The organism is Bacillus sp. FSL W8-0223, assembly GCF_038006805.1.
In the GTDB taxonomy this organism is placed as follows: domain Bacteria; phylum Bacillota; class Bacilli; order Bacillales; family DSM-4216; genus Bacillus_O; species Bacillus_O smithii.
Window position 1 is genome coordinate 2,421,660 of sequence record NZ_JBBOVX010000001.1, and the last position, 19,187, is coordinate 2,440,846.

22 protein-coding genes are annotated in these 19,187 nt (G+C 41.8%); 2 read left to right on the forward strand and 20 right to left on the reverse strand.

Features of this window, described 5'->3' with window-relative positions:
• Nucleotides 1–6 precede the first annotated feature (6 nt).
• The 17 genes from folD to NST81_RS11805 form a co-directional block, all read right to left on the reverse strand.
• Nucleotides 7–873 carry a bifunctional methylenetetrahydrofolate dehydrogenase/methenyltetrahydrofolate cyclohydrolase FolD gene (folD, locus tag NST81_RS11725; protein WP_048623659.1) on the reverse strand — a complete coding sequence of 289 codons (867 nt, stop codon included), beginning with the start codon at nt 871–873 and terminating at the stop codon, nt 7–9.
• 13 nt (nt 874–886) lie between these two features.
• On the reverse strand, nt 887–1,282 hold the full coding sequence (gene nusB / locus NST81_RS11730) for a transcription antitermination factor NusB (RefSeq protein WP_048623660.1): 396 nt from the start codon (nt 1,280–1,282) through the stop codon (nt 887–889).
• A 221-nt stretch (nt 1,283–1,503) separates the two neighbouring features.
• The gene (locus NST81_RS11735; protein ID WP_003355295.1) at nt 1,504–1,914 is read right to left on the reverse strand and encodes an Asp23/Gls24 family envelope stress response protein; all 411 of its coding nucleotides are present in this window, start codon (nt 1,912–1,914) and stop codon (nt 1,504–1,506) included.
• A 20-nt stretch (nt 1,915–1,934) separates the two neighbouring features.
• A complete protein-coding gene (gene accC, locus NST81_RS11740; RefSeq protein ID WP_048623661.1) occupies nt 1,935–3,287 on the reverse strand; it encodes an acetyl-CoA carboxylase biotin carboxylase subunit in 1,353 nt (450 codons plus the stop codon).
• A gap of 12 nt (nt 3,288–3,299) precedes the next feature.
• Entirely contained in the window at nt 3,300–3,809 is a 510-nt protein-coding gene (accB, locus tag NST81_RS11745; RefSeq protein WP_341029943.1) for an acetyl-CoA carboxylase biotin carboxyl carrier protein, read from the reverse strand.
• 580 nt (nt 3,810–4,389) lie between these two features.
• Nucleotides 4,390–4,950 carry a SpoIIIAH-like family protein gene (locus NST81_RS11750; protein ID WP_048623662.1) on the reverse strand — a complete coding sequence of 187 codons (561 nt, stop codon included), beginning with the start codon at nt 4,948–4,950 and terminating at the stop codon, nt 4,390–4,392.
• 17 nt (nt 4,951–4,967) lie between these two features.
• Nucleotides 4,968–5,612 carry a stage III sporulation protein AG gene (gene spoIIIAG / locus NST81_RS11755; RefSeq protein WP_003355299.1) on the reverse strand — a complete coding sequence of 215 codons (645 nt, stop codon included), beginning with the start codon at nt 5,610–5,612 and terminating at the stop codon, nt 4,968–4,970.
• Nucleotides 5,596–6,213 (reverse strand): stage III sporulation protein AF, encoded by a 618-nt coding sequence (spoIIIAF, locus tag NST81_RS11760; protein WP_048623663.1) that lies wholly within the window; start codon nt 6,211–6,213, stop codon nt 5,596–5,598. The genes spoIIIAG and spoIIIAF overlap by 17 nt, the downstream gene beginning before the upstream one ends.
• A gap of 9 nt (nt 6,214–6,222) precedes the next feature.
• Entirely contained in the window at nt 6,223–7,416 is a 1,194-nt protein-coding gene (gene spoIIIAE, locus NST81_RS11765; protein ID WP_082142309.1) for a stage III sporulation protein AE, read from the reverse strand.
• Between the two features lie 132 nt (nt 7,417–7,548).
• Nucleotides 7,549–7,932 (reverse strand): stage III sporulation protein AD, encoded by a 384-nt coding sequence (spoIIIAD, locus tag NST81_RS11770; protein ID WP_082142310.1) that lies wholly within the window; start codon nt 7,930–7,932, stop codon nt 7,549–7,551.
• Between the two features lie 26 nt (nt 7,933–7,958).
• Nucleotides 7,959–8,162 (reverse strand): stage III sporulation protein AC, encoded by a 204-nt coding sequence (gene spoIIIAC, locus NST81_RS11775; RefSeq protein WP_003355303.1) that lies wholly within the window; start codon nt 8,160–8,162, stop codon nt 7,959–7,961.
• 18 nt (nt 8,163–8,180) lie between these two features.
• The gene (gene spoIIIAB / locus NST81_RS11780) at nt 8,181–8,693 is read right to left on the reverse strand and encodes a stage III sporulation protein SpoIIIAB (protein ID WP_003355305.1); all 513 of its coding nucleotides are present in this window, start codon (nt 8,691–8,693) and stop codon (nt 8,181–8,183) included.
• Entirely contained in the window at nt 8,690–9,619 is a 930-nt protein-coding gene (gene spoIIIAA / locus NST81_RS11785; protein WP_048623664.1) for a stage III sporulation protein AA, read from the reverse strand. Before spoIIIAA ends, spoIIIAB begins: the two co-directional genes overlap by 4 nt.
• Before the next feature lie 163 nt (nt 9,620–9,782).
• Nucleotides 9,783–10,340: an elongation factor P gene (efp, locus tag NST81_RS11790; RefSeq protein ID WP_003355307.1), complete on the reverse strand. Its 558-nt coding sequence runs from the start codon at nt 10,338–10,340 to the stop codon at nt 9,783–9,785.
• Between the two features lie 20 nt (nt 10,341–10,360).
• Nucleotides 10,361–11,422, reverse strand: coding sequence for a M24 family metallopeptidase (locus tag NST81_RS11795; RefSeq protein ID WP_327803935.1), 1,062 nt, complete (start codon nt 11,420–11,422; stop codon nt 10,361–10,363).
• A complete protein-coding gene (gene aroQ / locus NST81_RS11800) occupies nt 11,422–11,868 on the reverse strand; it encodes a type II 3-dehydroquinate dehydratase (protein ID WP_341029948.1) in 447 nt (148 codons plus the stop codon). Before aroQ ends, NST81_RS11795 begins: the two co-directional genes overlap by 1 nt.
• A gap of 141 nt (nt 11,869–12,009) precedes the next feature.
• Nucleotides 12,010–12,585 (reverse strand): YqhR family membrane protein, encoded by a 576-nt coding sequence (locus NST81_RS11805; RefSeq protein ID WP_328202013.1) that lies wholly within the window; start codon nt 12,583–12,585, stop codon nt 12,010–12,012.
• A gap of 358 nt (nt 12,586–12,943) precedes the next feature.
• Between NST81_RS11805 and NST81_RS11810 the strand changes: the two genes are divergently transcribed.
• Nucleotides 12,944–13,840 (forward strand): DUF1385 domain-containing protein, encoded by an 897-nt coding sequence (locus NST81_RS11810; protein WP_270583238.1) that lies wholly within the window; start codon nt 12,944–12,946, stop codon nt 13,838–13,840.
• Nucleotides 13,841–13,898: 58 nt separating this feature from the next.
• Nucleotides 13,899–14,237, forward strand: coding sequence for an SA1362 family protein (locus NST81_RS11815; protein WP_328202012.1), 339 nt, complete (start codon nt 13,899–13,901; stop codon nt 14,235–14,237).
• Nucleotides 14,238–14,254: 17 nt separating this feature from the next.
• On the opposite strand, the gene NST81_RS11820 is transcribed toward NST81_RS11815, so the two are convergent.
• The 3 genes from NST81_RS11820 to NST81_RS11830 all read right to left on the reverse strand — a co-directional run bounded on the left by NST81_RS11820 (nt 14,255) and on the right by NST81_RS11830 (nt 19,032).
• Nucleotides 14,255–15,133: a patatin-like phospholipase family protein gene (locus NST81_RS11820; protein WP_048623669.1), complete on the reverse strand. Its 879-nt coding sequence runs from the start codon at nt 15,131–15,133 to the stop codon at nt 14,255–14,257.
• Between the two features lie 150 nt (nt 15,134–15,283).
• Nucleotides 15,284–17,848, reverse strand: a complete 2,565-nt coding sequence (locus tag NST81_RS11825; protein WP_328202009.1) for a vitamin B12-dependent ribonucleotide reductase — start codon at nt 17,846–17,848, stop codon at nt 15,284–15,286.
• 344 nt (nt 17,849–18,192) lie between these two features.
• Entirely contained in the window at nt 18,193–19,032 is an 840-nt protein-coding gene (locus tag NST81_RS11830) for a lipoate--protein ligase family protein (RefSeq protein WP_341029950.1), read from the reverse strand.
• Between the last annotated feature and the right edge of the window lie 155 nt (nt 19,033–19,187).

Below are 19,187 nucleotides of genomic sequence, written 5' to 3' on the forward strand. Positions count from 1 at the left end.
TATGAATCAATTGGAAATGCGATCTTTTACCATTCTTTTGGCTGATTGAACCGTATTGTAAAGCAACATCGTAATCGTCATCGGTCCAACTCCACCAGGCACAGGAGTAATGAAGCTTGCTTTTTCTCGAACGGATTCAAAGTCAACGTCCCCGCAAAGCTTTCCGTTTTCGTCGCGGTTCATACCGACATCAACGATGACAGCCCCTTCTTTCACATCTTCTGCTTTTAAAAATTTCGCTTTTCCAACTGCCGCTATGATGATATCGGCTTGTTTCGTATGATACGAAAGATTTTCTGTTTTAGAATGACAATAAGTGACAGTCGCATTACGCTGAAGTAATAAAAGTCCGGCAGGCTTTCCAACAATGTTGCTCCGCCCAATGACAACTGCCCGTTTTCCTTGCAAATCGATCTGTTCTCTTTCCAGCAGTTTCATAATGCCATATGGGGTACACGGCAAAAACCCTTCTTTTCCTATTACCATTTTCCCAACGTTCACCGGATGAAACCCATCGACATCTTTTTCTGGAGAAATCGTGTCAATGACTTTTGATTCGGAAATGTGACCAGGAAGCGGCAGCTGAACAAGAATGCCATGAATTCGCTTATCCTCATTCAATTCGCGGATTTTATCGAGCAGCTCGGCTTCCGAAATGGCAGCAGGGTATTTATAAATTTCCGAATGAATGCCTACTTCCTTACAGCCTTTTTCTTTATTCCTTACATACGTATGGGATGCGGGATCATCTCCGACCAGTATCACGGCAAGACCCGGAACAACACCTTGCGCTTTTAATTCATCCACTTCTTTTTTTATTTCTTCACGAATTTCCTTTGCCGCCGCTTTCCCATCAATTAGTTTGCCTGCCAATGCTTTTCGCCTCCTATTTATTCTCTAGCGACTTTTTAATTCTTGATAAAACACCGTTAATAAATTTTCCTGAACGTTCGTCTCCAAATCGTTTGCCGATTTCTACTGCCTCATTGATTGCCACATTGGCGGGAACATCTTCCCGATATTTCATTTCGTAGACAGCCAATCTTAAAATATTGCGGTCGACTTTTGCCAAGCGGTCAAATGACCAATTTTCCAAATGCTGTTTAATGCAGCCATCTATTTCATCCAGATGTTCATATGTACCGAGTACACATTGATGCACATAACTGTCGTCCACTTCTTCAGGGACTACATTTCGGATAGCTTCCGCTGGATCCGCACCGCTTACATCGATCTGATATAACGCTTGCAGACTTTTTTCGCGCGCTTCTCTTCTGTTCATTCGTGCTCTCCTTCTTTTTATGTATTTCTTGCTGGTATTATATCAAGACAATCAAAAATGAGAAAAGAAGTTCCGACCAATTAAGCGACCATTCGCATAACGGCACGTACAAAAAGAGGCCGACCCAAAAAGACCCGCCCCTCCTTATCACTCAAGAATTGTTGTCTTTATTCAGACAAAGATGAGGAGGGACATGATCCTCGGCATGGGGTCAGCTATTTTTACACTTCTTGTTCAATTTCGCCGTCATTCGTTTTCGTTTCAAATTGTACTCCTACAATATGGACATTTACTTCATCAGCCTCAAGCGATGTCATATTGAGCAGCGCCTGGCGAATACTGTCTTGAACTTTTTGAGCTACAGACGGGATGGAGATGCCAAAATGGACGACACAATAGACGTCCACCTTCATGCTTTCGTCTGTCAACTCCACTTTTACACCTTTCCCATGGTTTTTCCGTCCTAAACGTTCCGCTACACCCGACGCAAAACTTCCGCGCATTTGAGCAACGCCCTCTACTTCAGAAGCGGCAATTCCGGCAATCACTTCAATGACTTCAGGCGCAATCTCTATTTTCCCCAGCTCATTTTCATCATTGTTCATTTCCAACAGTTGGTTATTTTCAACCATTTTCTGCACCTCCGGGCATATTATGTGTTCATCACATCATACATCTCAAGAAACTTTGTATTAAAGTCTCCTTCCACGAACTTTTCATGCGCTAATAATTTCAAATGAAACGGAATGGTTGTATGAACACCATCAATGACAAACTCGCTTAAAGCACGTTTCATCCGGGCGATCGCTTCTTCGCGGGTATCGCCGTAAGCAATTAATTTGGCGATCATAGAATCGTAATAAGGAGGAATCATATAGCCTGGATACGCAGCGGAATCCACACGAACTCCAAGCCCTCCCGGCGGCAAATACATTTGGATTATGCCCGGGGAAGGCATGAAATTTTTCTCAGGATTCTCTGCATTGATACGGCATTCAATCGCCCATCCATGAAAAGTCACGTCTTCTTGTTTAAGGGAAAGTTGTTCTCCAGAAGCGATACGAATTTGTTCTTTCACAAGATCAACGCCAGTAACCAGTTCTGTTACAGGATGCTCCACTTGAATCCGGGTATTCATTTCCATGAAATAAAATTGGCGGTTACGATAATCATAAATAAATTCTATCGTACCGGCTCCTGTATAATCAACCGCCTTTGCCGCTTTCACGGCCGCTTCTCCCATTTCTTTTCGAATTTCACCGTCTAAAGCAGGTGATGGAGATTCTTCCAACAATTTTTGCAGACGTCTTTGTATCGAACAATCCCGTTCACCTAAATGAATGACGTTGCCGTATTGGTCCGCCAAAATTTGGATTTCTACATGACGGAAATCTTCAATGTATTTTTCGATGTATACACCGGGGTTGCCAAAAGCAGTAGCCGCTTCTTGTTGAGTAATATTGATTCCTTTTTCCAGATCCTGTGGATTTCTGGCAACGCGAATGCCTTTTCCGCCACCGCCTGCGGTCGCTTTTATAATCACAGGATAGCCAATTTCCTCAGCCAGTGATAGGGCTTCATCGATGTTTTTGATAATCCCATGAGATCCCGGAACGATTGGAACACCGGCTTTTTTCATCGTTTCTCTCGCTACGTCTTTCGTTCCCATTTTAGAAATGGCTTCCGGTGAAGGGCCAACAAACGTGATATTGCATTCACGGCATAATTCTGCGAAATCGGCGTTTTCCGACAAAAATCCATATCCAGGGTGAATCGCATCACAGTTAGTCAAGGTGGCTACGCTGATGATATTCGTCATGTTCAAATAGCTTTCTTTTGATGTCTTCGGACCAACGCAATAAGCTTCATCCGCAAGCTGGACATGGAGCGCTTCTTTATCTGCTTCCGAATAAATGGCGACGGTCTCTATACCTAATTCCCGACAAGCGCGAATAATTCGGACCGCAATTTCCCCACGGTTCGCAACCAGTAGTTTTTTTATCATGCCGATCTCTCCTTATTCTGTTTTCACTAGAAACAACGGTTGCCCATATTCCACCAATTGCCCGTCTTTTACTAGCACTTCCACAATTTCTCCGTCTACTTCTGCCTCTATTTCATTAAATAACTTCATGGCTTCTATAATGCAAACCACTGTATTCTTCTGTACTTTTGATCCTACTTTTACGTAAGGATCAGCGTCTGGAGACGGAGATTGATAAAACGTTCCGACCATTGGAGATGTAATTTTATGTAATGCTGAATCCGTATTGGATGTTTCTGCTTTCTCTTGCGCCGCCTCTGTCGAAGCTTTTTCCACAGCCGCCTGTTCTTTTGGCACCGCTACTTGTGCGGCAGCAGGCTGCAGGGATGCAGCAGGTTGAACAGAAACAGGCTCTTGCTGTACATATGTAACACCGGCACGCTTTTTCATTTGGATTTTAGCGCCGTCTTCTTCATATACAAACTCGTCAATGCTTGATTGATCGACAAGCTTAATTAGCTCCCTAATTTCTTGGACTTTCATTTTTAGCACCCTTTCCTAAATAATGACTAAATAATAAGCCTAATTAATAACATCATACGATAAGAATTTGTGAAAAGACAAGAACAGCTTTATTCATGTTTCCATGAATATCCCTATTTTAGCTGTTTTTCATGCAATAATAAAGATCAGGATTGTTTTTCTTCCTCCCGGACTTTTTCAGTTTTCGCCAAAACAAATGACAATCCTGCTTTTCGGAAAAGAAAAAATTCAAATACTTTTTTTCATAAGGCGATCATGTCCCCCTCTTTGAAAACCAGAAATACGTTGAAAAATCATTCAGCCCACAAATAAAACCTTGTCTCAAAATGAATGACAAGGCTCCATTTCATAACACGGAATATTCAGAAAACATTTGTTGTTTGAATCCCTTTTGACTTCAATGAGATTTCTTCTTCATTCCTCGCTTTGAGGACTTTTTCATACAATCCGAAAAACAAGTTCATAAGCAAAGATAGATGAATCAGGTGAGTGAAACCTCATACCCTCTCTCAAAATCTATTGAGAAATATCACTGATTTATCGTCCGCCGTTTTCCATTCCTATAGACTGTTCTTATATGCTATTTAGAAGGCTGGAATTCCACGGCAATTGGCAAATATTGATTATCCATTTCTTTTTCAACAAGGTGAATGATCTCGTTCGCATCTTTAGCGGAATGTTCATTCGATTTTACTGTAATTAATATTTGCTTTCCGTCATCGCGAACCAGCGCATCTTTATATCCTTTCGATTTGATCAGCGTTTCAAGAACATTTTCTTTTGTTGCCATTTCCGTCAGCTTTTCCATCTCGTCATAAGCCTTGTTTTTTTCTTCAGGAGACAAATCAGAGGAAGCTAATTTGTTGGTCAGCTCTTCCCGCAATTTGCTGCGTTCATCTTGAATTTCCAGACGCAGAGCTTCGAAAGCTTCATCCCCCGCAGATTTCGTAATGACTTCCACATTATGGTTTTTGGCCGATTTATCTTTTGCCGATTCATCCGCTGCTGGATTGGTTTGTTTTTGTTCTGCCAATTCGCCGCCGTTTTTCGGCTGTTCGGGAGAAGTAATGTAATATACCGATAGCACCACAACTAGGCTAAGCATGGTTAATAGCCATACAGTCTGTTTTTTTAAAAGCATTTTTCAGAATCCTCCTTCTATTTTTTAGGCATTACGGCCACTCTGTAGCTAGGAACATCCAATACCCTCGTAACCGCTTCAATAATCCATTTTTTGACTTCAATGTTTTCTGCTCCTTCCGCTACAACTAGAACCCCGCGTATTTTCGGTTTCATCGTTTCTACGACGAGCGGTTCATCCGTTTCACCTTTTTGCACCATCACCACGTTTTCTTCTTTTGTTTCATCTTGAATGGTTCTTTTCCCTCCTTGTTTATCCTTTTCTTCCGTTGTTTGCTTTTGGGTTTTCGTGTTTTTTTCCAGTACTTTTTTTTCTGTTGCTTCTACATTTACGACAACCGTGACATTATTGACGCCCAGCATTTCATCAAGTGCTTCTTTTAGTTGATTTTCATACTGAGTTTCGTAATCTTGGATGTTTTTCGGCTTTGTTTTCTTATCTGTCGCAAAGGTTTCCACATCTTTTTGCGAAGGGGGCTGCACAGTTGTCGTAACTGCCTGATTTTTCTTGTTCCACATATCACTTGCGGCCATCAAGGCGGCTCCAATAACGGCAGCGACCACCAAAAACAGCAATTTGTTCTTTTTCTTATCGTTCTTCCCATCGCCTAGTTTTAGCGGGAGCCATTTTTTATCAGAACTGTTTTTAGAATCCATGCCCATCCGTCCCCTCTTCATCCAGTACCACGATTTTTTCCGGATCCTCTCCCCACTGTTTGGCTAAAAAAGCAGCGATTTTTTTCTCTTCTTCATGCGGCTTTGAACTTCGAGAATCGTGAATGTCGATATTGACCTCTTGAACAGATTCTGTCATTCCGTCTTTTGCGTCTTTTAAAACCACCTTGATTTTATTTATATCCTCCTGCTTATACCCATGTTGATCTTTCATTTCCACTTGAATATCCACAATTTCTTTTTTGTACTTCTTCATCAGCTCCTTTTCCACCGAATGTTTTAATTGGACAGCCATCTGTTTTAAAATATATTCACGCTGAGACGCTTGTATTTCATTTTTCTTTTGATTCAATTGATTTTCTGCTTCCCAGGTTTCTCCGCCGCTCGTTTTGATCGCCGAAACGATTTCTTGCTGGAATTGGCCGGAAAACACCGAGAGCAGCGGCGTTAACAGGACAACGATTAAAATAAGTCCAACGATGATTTTCAAATATTTTTGATAAGTCGAAGAGGGAAGCAGCATTTCGATGGTGACAGCAAATAAAAGCAAAAGAATGATGTTGGCAATCCATTTCGCAAAAAAATCCATGTCAACCTCCTAGCGCATCATCATCGTGATATTTCCGGCTGTCACAATTATCGTAATACAGAGAAAAAACATGATGGAAACAATCGCCAAAGCGGCAAAGACATAAAGAATGCTTTTGCTCATAATATCTAAGCAAGTTATGACGGGGCCTGCTCCAATCGGCTGCAAAACAGAGGCGGCCACCTTATAGATCAAGGCAATGAGCAAAATTTTTACTGCTGGAAAAGCGGCAATAATGAGTATGATCGCCATACCGGCTATACCGACCGTATTTTTTAACAACACGGATGCGCTGATGACGGTATCGGCCGTTTCTGTGAGCATCCGTCCGATAACAGGGACAAAATTACCCGTTACAAATTTCGCGGTCCTCACAGCCAGGCCATCCGTCACAGCGGTGGCGGTCCCTTGAACGGAAACGACCCCCAGAAAAACGGCCATAAAAATCCCTAAAAGACCGATGCTCCAATTTCTTAATAAGGAGGCAAGCTGAGTGGCTTTATACTCTTTTGAAAACAAACTGACCATGCTGACTACGACAGATAGAAAAAGCAGGGGAAACACAATGTTTTGAATAAACAGCCCGCTCGTATTCATTAAAAAGATCATAACGGGATGGAAAAAGGCAGCGGAAACAGCTCCCCCCGATGCAGCAATAAGCGCAAGAAGCAAAGGAATAAGAGCCAATGAAAAATGAGTCATCCGTTCAATCGATTCTTTTGAATATTGAATGGCAATGTGAAAACTATTCAATGCAATGACAATCAGCACCATAAAAACAACGGCATACGCCACTTTGCTGACGGTCCCCTGCTCAAAAGCATTTTGAAGCGATTGCAGAAGGGCACATAAAACAGTGAGCACGATCAACGATCCCAAAAGTTTTCCACTCTTTAACACTTCTTGAATAGAAAATTTGACTATGGCCGAAAACCATGCTTGGATGGAAAACTGCTTTTCGCCTTTTAAATAATCCATAAGGGATCCTGTTTGAGATTCAGGAAGATATCCGCCATATTCATTGACTACTTCTTTCCAGTAATTCATCAACTCATCTACCCCTAGGTTTTCCAGCTGGGTTTGCACCATTTCCTTTTGGGAAGGGTGTTCACGAGAATCCGAAGAACCTTCCGCCTGGACAACAGTTCCAGAAAAGGCAAAAGAATAGAGAGCGAAGACGAAAAGCATTGAATAGACACGCAATCTTTTTCACCATCCTAAAAGGGCTCTGTCCTGCTTTCCTCGACCGGAACAAAAGTCCCGGATAACGCATTCAGGTTAAAAGTAAGATGACGTTTTTCCTCTTGAGTAATGGTCGACGATGAATATTGATTTTTATTTTGCCGGAATTAAAGAAATAATCGTCTCGAGCAGGACTGATAAAATAGGAACAGCCATGGCCAATATCAAGATTTTTCCTGCTAATTCCACCTTTGATGCCAGAGACGAAAGTCCCGCATCCTTTGATATTTGAGAAGCCAGTTCGGCAATATAGGCGATCCCGATAATTTTCAAAATCGTCTCCACATACACCATGTTGATGTCTGTTTTGGAAGCAATTTCACGAATCATTTGAATAATGGATTGAATTTGATCGATTAAAAACAAAAAAATTCCAACACTGACAAATAGAACAAGCAACACAGCAAAATTGGGCTTTTGTTCTTTTAAGAGGAGAGTTAAAAATACTGTAATAAGCGCGATCCCCGCAATTTTGATTATGTCAATCTTCCTCTCCCCCTTTTCTACTGAAACAAAAATACAGATTTGATTTTTTCAAACAAATCCCCAACGATGGTGGCAACAACAAACAAAATATAGATAAATCCAAATAATGTAACCCACTGGGCATACTCTTTTTTTCCTACTTGGTCCAAAATCGTATGCAAGAAGGCGACAACGAGTCCGACACCGGCGATTTTAAAAATAATATCCACATCTATCCCCATGTACGATTCCCCCTGGTTTTAGAAAAGCAAAAGGACCAAAAGCAGCCCTACTAAAATGCTTAAACTTTTGTACATTTTTTCGTATTTTTTTTGATTTTCCCGCGCTTCTTCCTCTTCTCTTTGCAAATGGGCAAGGGTCAGAAGAATGTGCTTCTGCTGGGTCAGAAGGTCATGTTTGCCTAACGATCCGCCAAATTGTTCTATAATTTCATATTCCGGCCGCTTAAAGGCTGCCTTATTTCTGATAAAATGGAGACTGTTTTTCCATGCTTCATCGACTGAAATTTCTGTCGATAAAATCGTTTCTGCAAAAGTAAGGAACAACTGGGAGACAGGGAATCCGAACTGATGACCGATTTTTCTCGCTGCTTCATGCAAAGGGGTATGCCCGTACATAATTTCCGCCTCCAACGACTGCAACGCCGCGATCATCATTTTCAATTGCTTCGTCCGATCGGCTAATTGTTTTGCTTGTTCGAATCCGAACCAGCAAGCGGACCCCAGAATCAAGATGGCACCAATCCATTTCATCCTTTTTCCACCCTCATTTGGCGGGACAGCCGTTGCCCTTTTTCTCCTCTAATGACGGAAATAGTACCGGGACCTTTTTCTCGTGTCAGTTCCACATACCTTTCGATTAATTGCCGATTGACAATATCAGCAAGAAGAGGGCGTTTTTGAATCTCTTCAAGAGAATCTCCGTGTGTCGTCATGACAAGCTTTACCCCTGCATTGACCGCTTCCAGCACAGCCATTCGATCCTCTTCCCGCCCGATTTCATCTACTACTAAAACATCCGGACTCATCGAACGAATCATCATCATCATGCCTTCCGCTTTTGGACATGCATCCAACACATCCACTCTTGGTCCAAAGGAAAGCTGAGGAATCCCAAACATACAGCCGGCGATTTCGGAACGTTCATCGACAATTCCTACTTTTAAGGGTGGAATATTCAATTGGTCACAACCGGTCGAAACGACTCTGGCGATATCACGGAGAAGAGTCGTTTTTCCTGTCTGGGGAGCCCCGATAATCATCGTATGTTTCCATCCTTTTTCAAATAAAAAAGGGATAAGAGGACGTGAAATCCCTATGATCTCCCGGGCAATTCTTATATTAAAAGAGGACAAATGGCGCAATCCCTTGACTTGTCCATTTTCAAGGATGACTTTTCCCGCCAGCCCCACTCGATGCCCTCCTTCGATGGTAATGTACCCCCGTTTCAATTCTTCTTCCAGCGTATAAAAAGAATGGTGGCTTATTTTACTCATAAACGTTTCCCCGTCCTCTTTCGTGACAACATGAGAAAGAAACAGGGGGCGTCCCTTGACAGCGATCTCAAGCGGACGACCAATTCTCATACGGATTTCTTCCACTTTCATCCAATAGTTGTCGGGCAGTCGCTTCATTTCATCCGCAATTGTCTTTGGCAAATAATCAAAAATTTCTTCCACATTCATTCCTCCTAGTACAAGCCCCCTCTACTACAAATATATTTTCGATCGAAGGAAGTATGACTTCATTTCACCCAAATCCAAAAGCAGGAAAAAAAGAAGCCAGATCAAAATCCATAAAAGGATCTTGATCTGGCTTCCTTCAACTTAAAATGTAGTATGATTACGCTCTTGAAACGTATGAGCCGTCTGATGTGTTAATAACGAGTTTGTCGCCTTCATTTACAAAGAACGGAACTTGTACGACAAGCCCTGTTTCAAGCGTTGCTGGTTTTGTACCGCCTGATGCTGTATCTCCTTTAACTCCTGGTTCCGTTTCCACGACCGTCAATTCCACTGTATTCGGAAGTTCCACACCGATTGTTTCTCCTTGATACATCATAATGAAAACTTCCATATTTTCTTTTAAGAATTTTAATTCGTACTCGATTTGGGAGCTGCTTAATTCGATTTGTTCGTATGTTTCATTATCCATGAAAACGTGTTGATCGCCGTTTGCATACAAGTATTGCATTTTTCGATTATCAATTTGTGCTCTTTCTACTTTTTCGCCGGCGCGAAACGTTTTTTCTTGAATGGCGCCTGTGCGCAAGTTGCGCAGCTTCGAACGAACGAATGCCGCTCCTTTACCCGGTTTCACGTGCTGGAAATCCAGTACGCGCCAAATTTCTCCATCAACTTCAATCGTCAAACCTGTTCGAAAATCATTTACTGAAATCATGTATGGCTTCCTCCTGTAATTTACAAAATAATCAATTCTTTTGTTGAATGCGTGATCGTTTCATTGCCGCTGCTTGTGATAATCGTATCGTCTTCAATGCGTACTCCGCCAAGGCCGGGCACATAGATCCCCGGTTCAACCGTTACAACCATTCCCGGCTGCAGCACAATATCCGAACGCATAGACAATAAAGGCTTTTCATGAACTTCCAATCCAATTCCATGACCAAGAGAATGGCCAAATCGATCGCCGAAACCTTTTTCTGCTATGTAGTTTCTCGCAATCGCGTCTGCTTCTTTCCCGGTCATTCCCGGTTTTATTTTTTCCACCGCCAACAATTGAGCCTCGAGAACAATTTGATAAATGTTTTTCAAATCGTCGGAAGGCTCGCCAACGGCTACCGTGCGAGTAATATCGGAAACATATCCTTTGTAAAGGGCTCCATAGTCAAGAGTGACTAAGTCCCCTTTTTCGATGATTTTATCGCTGGCCACTCCGTGTGGCAAAGCGGATCTTTTTCCTGAAGCAACGATCGTATCAAACGAAGAAGAAGTTGCCCCGCACTTTCTCATAAAGAACTCAAGTTCATTGGCGACTTCAAGCTCAGTGATTCCCGGTTTGATAAAGTCCAAAATATGTTTAAACGCAGCATCGGCAATATCGGCAGCTTCCTTTAATATCTTAATCTCTGATTCGCTCTTAATCAAGCGCAAGTTTTCGATGATATCACCGACAGGAACTAGCTCGCCTTTAAAAGCTTTCTGATAGTCTTGATAATTGGAAAAGGTTAAGTGATCTTTTTCAAAGCCTAATTTTTGAATGCCTAGCTTTTCAGCCTGTTTCGCCACTTCTTCATGAATGGGAACGGCATGTTGGACAATTTCATATCCTTTTGCCTGATTCCCGGCTTGTTCCACGTAGCGAAAATCGGTAATAAATAAAGCTTTTTCCTCAGAAATAAGCGCTACTCCGCTCGTTCCGGTGAAATTTGTCATATAGCGTCGATTAAAGGGGCTTGTCACTAGCATCCCATCAATACCGGCTTGAGCAAATTGTTCACGAAGTCTTTTGATTTTTTCCATTAAGATTCTCTCCCCTGTATGTACTGAATAATGGCTTGAAGCGCCAACTCATAACCCAGTGCCCCCAATCCGACAATTTGACCAATGGCTTCGGGAGCGATGACAGAATGGTGTCGAAAGGATTCACGTCGATGTATGTTTGACAAATGAACTTCTATCACCGGGACTTGAACGGAAGCTATTGCATCTCTTAGCGCATAGCTGTAATGCGTAAAAGCCCCTGGATTGAAAATGATGCCTTCTATCCCTTCGTCTTCTGCTTGATGAATGCGGTCAATCAGGGCCCCTTCATAGTTAGATTGGAAACAAACCACCTCTGCTCCAAACTCTTTTCCTTTTTCCCAAACTCTTTTCTCAATGGAATCTAATGTTTCGGTTCCATAAATCGCCGGTTCTCGTTTTCCTAAACGATTTAAGTTCGGGCCGTTTAATAAAAGTATATGCACAGCGACCACCTTATTGAAAAAGATTTCTTTAAAACATTTTATCACAAATATCCCATATCTTTCATTAGCCTTCTCGGAAAGACCGTACTTTTCCGTTGGGGGAGAGCGTATAATAAACAGGAAGCTTTTAACTATGACCTATTATTTATTTTCTTGTTTTTGAAGCTTTTTATAATATTGACCATATACTTCTCCATATTGATAAGAAATGGAAAATCCGACAAATAAGCCATAAAGCGAATAGAGACAAAGACTTGTCACATAAGTATGAAAAGAAATGTGTTTCCAATGTTTTATGCCGGGAAAAATCGGATTGAAAATAAATATGACAACCAAAAACAAGGCAATCCCATACCCTACTCCCATCCACATAGATTTTACTTTTTTGAAACAAAGATAGTAGATAAAGGCCGCAAGGATCGAAACGATTCCATAAGCGAACAATGTCATGAAAAAACCAATCCATGTTTCCCGCCATTTTCCTACAGTAAACGGTTCCAGCAAAACGTTCGGTTCAATCGTGGTAAAATGAAACCAGTAGGCAAAATAAGCCACAAAACTCCATAACAATCCTCCAAAAAAGCCTGTAACGGCCACATATGCAAACATTGACATCGTTTGCTGACTGTGTTCTGATTGATTCTTTCCGTTTTCATTTCCGTCCATGTTGCCCACCTCCATCTGACGGTTCTTGACGTGAACATATCGCTTCATCATAAAGATTCTCTCCTGACTTGCATCTGACATATTCCCTTTGATATTTTGTGAAAAATGACCAAAATGAATTCGCTAACCTATCTGTAAGTCGTTTGGAAGGATTATTTATCATCGTGAAGTTCCTAAACACGCATGATTCAAGACCAAAGCTATTTCCTCCTTCACCACGAAGCCTCTTCTATTGAAGTCCTCTTTTAATATGCCCTATCTAAAAAAACTTTTTCGTCCTTTCGTGCAGACCTTTCCTTATTCAGAAAAGAAAGTTAAAATAGGGATAACAAAAGTTTACGATGAGCGAGGGATTCCATTGAAACAAACAAAGCCTTTATATGGAGGCCAAGCCGTAATCGAAGGAGTGATGTTTGGGGGTAGACACTTTACGGTCACCGCTGTCAGGAAAAAAGACGGTGAAATGGAGTTTTACCGCCTTTCTCGAGAACAAAAACCGATCTTTCAAAAAATCAAACACATCCCATTGCTGCGGGGGATCGCGGCCATCATCATCGCAACCACCACCGGCTCAAAACATCTTCAATTTTCTTCCGATCTGTATGAATCCAATTGGGAAAAAGACATGGATGATGAAGCTCCAAAAAAAGAAACAAAAAAATGGACGATGGCCTTAAATGCAGCGATCGTCGGTATTCTGTCTTTTCTGTTTGCCAAATTTGTCTTCACCCTTGTGCCCGTGTTTTTGGCAGAATTCACCCGTCCCATTTTTCCCGGAGATTTGACTCAAATTTTCATAGAAGGTATGTTTAAACTTCTACTGCTTCTAGCATATATTCATTTTATTTCGTTGACTCCCCTTGTAAAAAAAGTGTTGCAATATCACGGAGCAGAGCATAAAGTGATCAATGCCTTTGAAAATGGTCTCGATTTAACCGTTGAAAATGTTCAATCTCAGTCGCGCTTGCATTATCGCTGCGGCAGCAGTTTTCTTCTTTTTACCGTCATTGTCGGAATATTTGTATATATGTTTGTTCCGGTTCACCCTCTTTGGCTGAGAGTAGTAAACCGGATTGCTCTGATACCTGTTGTGCTGGGTCTGTCTTTTGAAATGCTACAGATCACCAACAAACTGCGAACAGTGCCGATATTAAAATATTTAGGCTATCCTGGCTTATGGCTTCAATTGCTGACGACAAAAGAACCGAGTGATGATCAAGTAGAAGTGGCCATCGCTTCCTTTAACGAACTACTCCGTTTGGAAATGATGGAAGAAAAAAGATTAAAAGAACAGAAAATTGTCTAAACTATCAATAGATCATCCATCGACAATGAATTTCATGCCTGGCAGGGAGGTGGGTTTCTTGAAGATTCGCACTTTCGTTTTCTTTTTAATCACGGGTCTTGCCGCCATCGGGTTATTGTCTTTCTTTGCAGGCTCTCCTAATGCACTGGGAAAGCGAATCCTGTTTTTAATCTTTGTTGCAAGTATTCTGTATATTGTCTACAGAATGGGAATCAAAAAGCCGGTACGCAAAGACCAGCAAGCATTTTTAAGAGCAGCTAAAAAATCCAAGAAAAGAATCAGGAAACGTCAATCATCCCGACTTTCTACCCAAAAAAGAAAACCGATTCGCAGAAGAAACGACGTCCATCTGACCGTCATCGAAGGAAAAAAAGGGAAAAAGAAAAAACGAGCTTAACCCTTGGCTCGCTTCCATTAACCATAGCTCCAGTTTTTTAAAAACCGCCGAGTTTGTTCGCGTCCTAATTCCACAAGGACGCGTTTTTCATTATCATTTAATTCAAACTCCGTCAAACTAATTCCATTCGTTTTAATAAATACAATATTTTTCTCCAGTTTACGGGATATATAACGGGCATCGTGAGCATCTTTCATCGTTTTAAAAAGGGCGCTAAACAACTCAATGGCATTATGAATGTTTTTTTCCTGAATATCGGAATCTCGCGGAACCAGCTTAATGCCGATCACCGGACGTTTTCTACCCTCCTGGCCGAAAATCCACATGGGAAAGTTGCTCAAAATGCCTCCATCTGCGATCAACGCTGTTCCCTTAGCTGTTTTAAGCTTTGCCGGCTGAAAAAAATAAGGGAGCGAACAGCTCATGCGAATCGCTCGAGCGACGGAAAAATTCTCAGGCGAAATGCCGTAGGGCTGAAGATCATCCGGCAAAACGATTAACTGGCCGTTTGTCAAATCGGAAGCGACGACTCTCAGTGTCTCGGGAGGTAAATCAGCAAATGTCCGAACACCTTTTTGCGCCAATTTTTCGCTTAACCATGCTTCTAATGAATCTCCTTTATAAAGTCCTAATTTCCAATAGACTTTTAGCCAATTTAAAAATGCCGGAAAGTATCGTGGAGAATCGTCCAACAAATCCTTCAAGTCCACTTCATCTATTAATTGGTAAATTTCGCTGCTTCTATAACCGGCCGCTATAAAACCGGCAATGATCGAACCGGCACTTGTACCCGCAAGCCTGATAAATTGATATCCTTTCTCTTCCAGTTCTTGATAAGCGCCAATTAACGCAAAACCTCTTATTCCTCCTCCGGAAAAAACCCCATCGATTTTCATACGGCCCCTCCTTCGATGCAAACTTTCTTTTATATGTTTAAGAATGGGGCACGACAATTAGAACTTCCGGATACAAAAAACAAGGCTGACTCTAAATGCGAATCAGCCTCTTAGAAAGAGATTTCTCTGAAAAACAGCAGAAGTTTTATTTTATAGTCCACATTTTAATTGTGCACCGCAGTTTGTACAAGTATTGCAGCCGCCGATTTCTTCAATCGTCCCTTTGCGGCAGATAGGGCATGTATCGCCGACTTCGTTGCCTATTTTCACAGATGTTGAACGAACATCTTGAATCGTATCTAGTATGACGACATGTTGTTCCGATTTTTCCGCATCATTCACAATCGGCTCTTCCTCTGGATGGTTTTCTTCTGCTTTTAACGTTAATACTTGTGAATCACGGCTTCCGTCAACATAAACGGTTCCGCCTTTTGCCCCGCCTTTATAGAGACGCTCGTACACTTTCTGCACTTGTTCAACCGTATAACCGCGAGGAGCGTTGACCGTTTTGGAAATCGAGCTGTCTACCCAGCGTTGAATCACACATTGTACATCGGCATGAGCTTCCGGAGATAGATCCATCGCCGTTACAAACCAGTGCGGCAGATGATCCGGATCAGCTTCTGGATGTTGATCTAAATATTCTTGTACGATATCCGCTTTTACCTCGATAAATTTTCCTAACCGGCCGCTGCGGTAGTAAGTAAAGGAGAAATACGGTTCCAATCCTGTGGATACGCCCACCATCGTTCCTGTGGATCCAGTCGGCGCCACCGTTAATAAATGGGAATTGCGAATTCCGTATTTCAAAATATCTTGACGGATATCTTCCGGCATTTTTTTCATATAACCGGATTGAATAAAGGACTCGCGAAGCTTATTCGTTTCTTCTTCCGTTTCCCCGACCAAATATGGGAAGCTTCCTTTTTCTTTCGCCAATTCAATCGATGTTCTGTAAGCCGTCGTTGCAATCGTTTCAAATACTCGGTCAACCAGCTTGTTGCCTTCTTCCGAACCGTACTCTTTCTCGCAGTAGATCAGCAAATCCGCCAGGCCCATCACGCCTAAACCGATACGACGTTCGCCGAGGGCTTGTTTTCGGTTCTCTTCCAGGAAGTAAGGAGTGGCATCGATGACATTGTCTTGCATGCGAACGCCCACTTCCACCGTCTGTTTTAATTTTTCAAAATCAACCGTCTTGTTTTCTTTATCCACCATTTCGGCAAGGTTGACTGCTGCTAAGTTGCACACAGAATACGGAGCCAGCGGCTGTTCACCACACGGATTGGTTGCCACTATTTTTTGTCCGTAGCTTACCGCGTTCGTCATTTCATTAGCATTGTCAATAAAGAAAATGCCCGGCTCTGCAGAGTATGTAGCGCAAATGTTGATTAAGTTCCATAATTCACGTGCACGAATTTTACGGTATGTTTTCACTTTGTGGCCCATTTTCTCCCATTCGCGCACATCTCCGACTTTGTGCCATTCGTTATTGTAAATTTCCATTTCTTTTTCATCGTAAGATTCCACAGCCGGAAAACGGAGTTCATATTCTTCATCTTTTTCGACTGCTTCCATAAATTCCTTCGTTAAGCAGACCGAAATATTCGCTCCCGTCAAAAAGTCCGGATTATGGACAGAATATACTCCACCTGTACGAAGCTTTTCTTCGGCTTCTTGAATAATTTTTTCGCCAAAACCGCCTTGTCCCGGAATGTTTTTATAATTGAGAATCCCTTGATACATCGCTTTTTCCAGTTCAGTAAGCGGTGTGAATTTCAGTTTGTCGCTCGCAGCCTTTTTAATTTGTTCGTCGTTTGAATTTTCAATTAAGAAACGCAAAATACGCGGATTTTGCATTTTGGATATAATAAATTCCACAATATCAGGATGCCAGTCTGCCAGCATAATCATTTGAGCTCCACGTCTTGAACCGCCTTGTTCCACCAGGTGGGTTAATTTAGCAATATCATCCAGCCAAGAAACGGATCCTGATGATTTTCCATTTACCCCTCTTGCCAATGCATGACGAGGACGAAGCGTTGATCCGTTCGTTCCGACCCCACCGCCTCGCGACATAATTTCCATTACTTGTTTGCGATGTTCGGAGATGCCTTCGCGGGAGTCCTTTACAAACGGCATCACATAGCAGTTGAAATAAGTAACATCCTTTCCGGATCCCGCTCCGTACAGCACACGTCCAGCCGGAACAAAATTCAAACTGACGAGCTCGCGATAAAATTTTTCAAACCATTCTTTTCTTTTTTCTTCCGCTTTTTCAACGGAGGCTAGGCCTGTTGCGTTTCTCTTTGCGATTTGTTCATAATAGACTTCCAGAGGTTTTTCAATGACGTTGAGCGGCCGACGAACGATACCTGTTTCCAATTCTTTCGGATCGTCAATGGCACTTCGGTATTCCTCTTCAATCCATACATCTGCCTTTTTGGCTTCCCAATCAATCCCGACGATATACCCTAATCCGCGGGCCGGAAATTTTGGATCCTCTTTCACCGTTAAAACGACAAAATCCCCTTCTGCCAAAGTAATTTTCTCTGTATCTTTAAACGAATATCGATCGATCATCACCAGCCGGGATACACCTTTAAAGGTGATTTTCATGTCATCCGTAATGGGATGAACTTGAGGGAAAAGCTGTATATCCTTGTTTAACCGTTCCTTGTTAATCGTCATGTTTTTATTCAACGCAACAGACATATCGACAACTCCTTTTCTAGCTTTAAACGTTTCTTCATTTGGACAAACCCAAGCCATATATTATACTCACAAAAACGAACCGCACAATATATTGTGCCATTATCCCTTTCACTATTACTATATATTGATTTATATTCGCTTTTTTGTCAAGCGAAAAAAAAAGATGGTTTCGTTGGGAGAATAGAGATATTTAGGGGAAAACGACCATAATTGCCGAAAAATGATCATTTCTGAAACTTGCAGAATGAAAGGCAACATGTATCACCACTGCCCTCCAGCAAAAAGAAGGCACAGCAACGAAAAAAGAGAAAAAGCGGATGCGGCCTCCGCTTTCTCCCCAGTAGCTAACGTCTGAAATTCCATTCATCCGATTCGTATTTTTCTTTGGCTAATTTTTCCACAAACGTCTTTTCCTGTTCGGACAGCTCGTATGGTTCCAATTGGATATTTAAGCCATCTTCAAATCCTTTTTTAAAAGCTTCCTTTGCCATTTCAATGGTAACAGGATTTGCACTGATTTCATTAATGGCCACCGCTTTGTTTTTGAACGATTTCATCATCCGTTCTTTTACTCTTTCACTCGGATAGCGAAACAAACTGAAAAGTTTCTCTTCATCCAAATCAAGCAAAATGGAACCGTGCTGCAGAATGACTCCTTTTTGCCTTGTTTGAGCACTTCCTGCCACTTTCCGTCCTTCCACTACTAGTTCATACCAACTTGGGGCATCAAAACAAACAGAAGAACGCGGATCCTTTAATTTGTTTTTTTCTTCTTCCGTATGGGGGATGGCAAAATAAGCGTCTAAACCAAGGTATTGGAACCCTTTAAGGATTCCTTCGGAAATCACCCTGTAAGCTTCCGTTACGGTTTTCGGCATGCGCGGATGCTCTTCCGTTACAATGACACTGTATGTAAGTTCATGTTCATGCAAAACACCTCTTCCGCCTGTGGGGCGACGTACAAATCCTAAGCCGTGTTTTTTAACAGCTTCCAGATCGATTTCTTTTTCCGCTTTTTGGAAATAACCGATCGATAATGTCGGTGGATTCCAGCCGTAAAAGCGGATCACAGGAGGAATGTCTCCTTTGCTGTGCCAATCCAAAAGAGCTTCATCAAGGGCCATATTGAAAGAAGGCGAACATTTACCGGAATCAATAAATTTCCACACTTCTTTTTTTTCCATTCCATTCACCCTCTTTAACCTGAAAATTTCCTTCTCTAGTCTATCAAAGGATCCGGGAAAACACAAAGAAAGAATTCTGCATAAAAAATCATAGAAAAGATTTTGATTAAAAGAACAGTGATGACTATAATAAATATTAGTGCATCTTAAGGGAA

Excerpts from the sequence above, each read along its gene's own strand:
- nusB (WP_048623660.1), bottom strand. The coding sequence starts at position 1,282 with ATGAACAGAAGAGAAGCGCGCGAAAAAAGTCTGCAAGCGTTATATCAG.
- NST81_RS11735 (WP_003355295.1), bottom strand. The coding sequence starts at position 1,914 with ATGGTTGAAAATAACCAACTGTTGGAAATGAACAATGATGAAAATGAG.
- accC (WP_048623661.1), bottom strand. The coding sequence starts at position 3,287 with ATGATAAAAAAACTACTGGTTGCGAACCGTGGGGAAATTGCGGTCCGA.
- accB (WP_341029943.1), bottom strand. The coding sequence starts at position 3,809 with ATGAAAGTCCAAGAAATTAGGGAGCTAATTAAGCTTGTCGATCAATCA.
- NST81_RS11750 (WP_048623662.1), bottom strand. The coding sequence starts at position 4,950 with ATGCTTTTAAAAAAACAGACTGTATGGCTATTAACCATGCTTAGCCTA.
- spoIIIAG (WP_003355299.1), bottom strand. The coding sequence starts at position 5,612 with ATGGGCATGGATTCTAAAAACAGTTCTGATAAAAAATGGCTCCCGCTA.
- spoIIIAF (WP_048623663.1), bottom strand. The coding sequence starts at position 6,213 with ATGGATTTTTTTGCGAAATGGATTGCCAACATCATTCTTTTGCTTTTA.
- spoIIIAC (WP_003355303.1), bottom strand. The coding sequence starts at position 8,162 with ATGGGGATAGATGTGGATATTATTTTTAAAATCGCCGGTGTCGGACTC.
- spoIIIAB (WP_003355305.1), bottom strand. The coding sequence starts at position 8,693 with ATGAAATGGATTGGTGCCATCTTGATTCTGGGGTCCGCTTGCTGGTTC.
- efp (WP_003355307.1), bottom strand. The coding sequence starts at position 10,340 with ATGATTTCAGTAAATGATTTTCGAACAGGTTTGACGATTGAAGTTGAT.
- NST81_RS11795 (WP_327803935.1), bottom strand. The coding sequence starts at position 11,422 with ATGGAAAAAATCAAAAGACTTCGTGAACAATTTGCTCAAGCCGGTATT.
- NST81_RS11805 (WP_328202013.1), bottom strand. The coding sequence starts at position 12,585 with ATGATGAAGCGATATGTTCACGTCAAGAACCGTCAGATGGAGGTGGGC.
- NST81_RS11810 (WP_270583238.1), top strand. The coding sequence starts at position 12,944 with ATGTTTGGGGGTAGACACTTTACGGTCACCGCTGTCAGGAAAAAAGAC.
- NST81_RS11820 (WP_048623669.1), bottom strand. The coding sequence starts at position 15,133 with ATGAAAATCGATGGGGTTTTTTCCGGAGGAGGAATAAGAGGTTTTGCG.
- NST81_RS11825 (WP_328202009.1), bottom strand. The coding sequence starts at position 17,848 with ATGTCTGTTGCGTTGAATAAAAACATGACGATTAACAAGGAACGGTTA.
- NST81_RS11830 (WP_341029950.1), bottom strand. The coding sequence starts at position 19,032 with ATGGAAAAAAAAGAAGTGTGGAAATTTATTGATTCCGGTAAATGTTCG.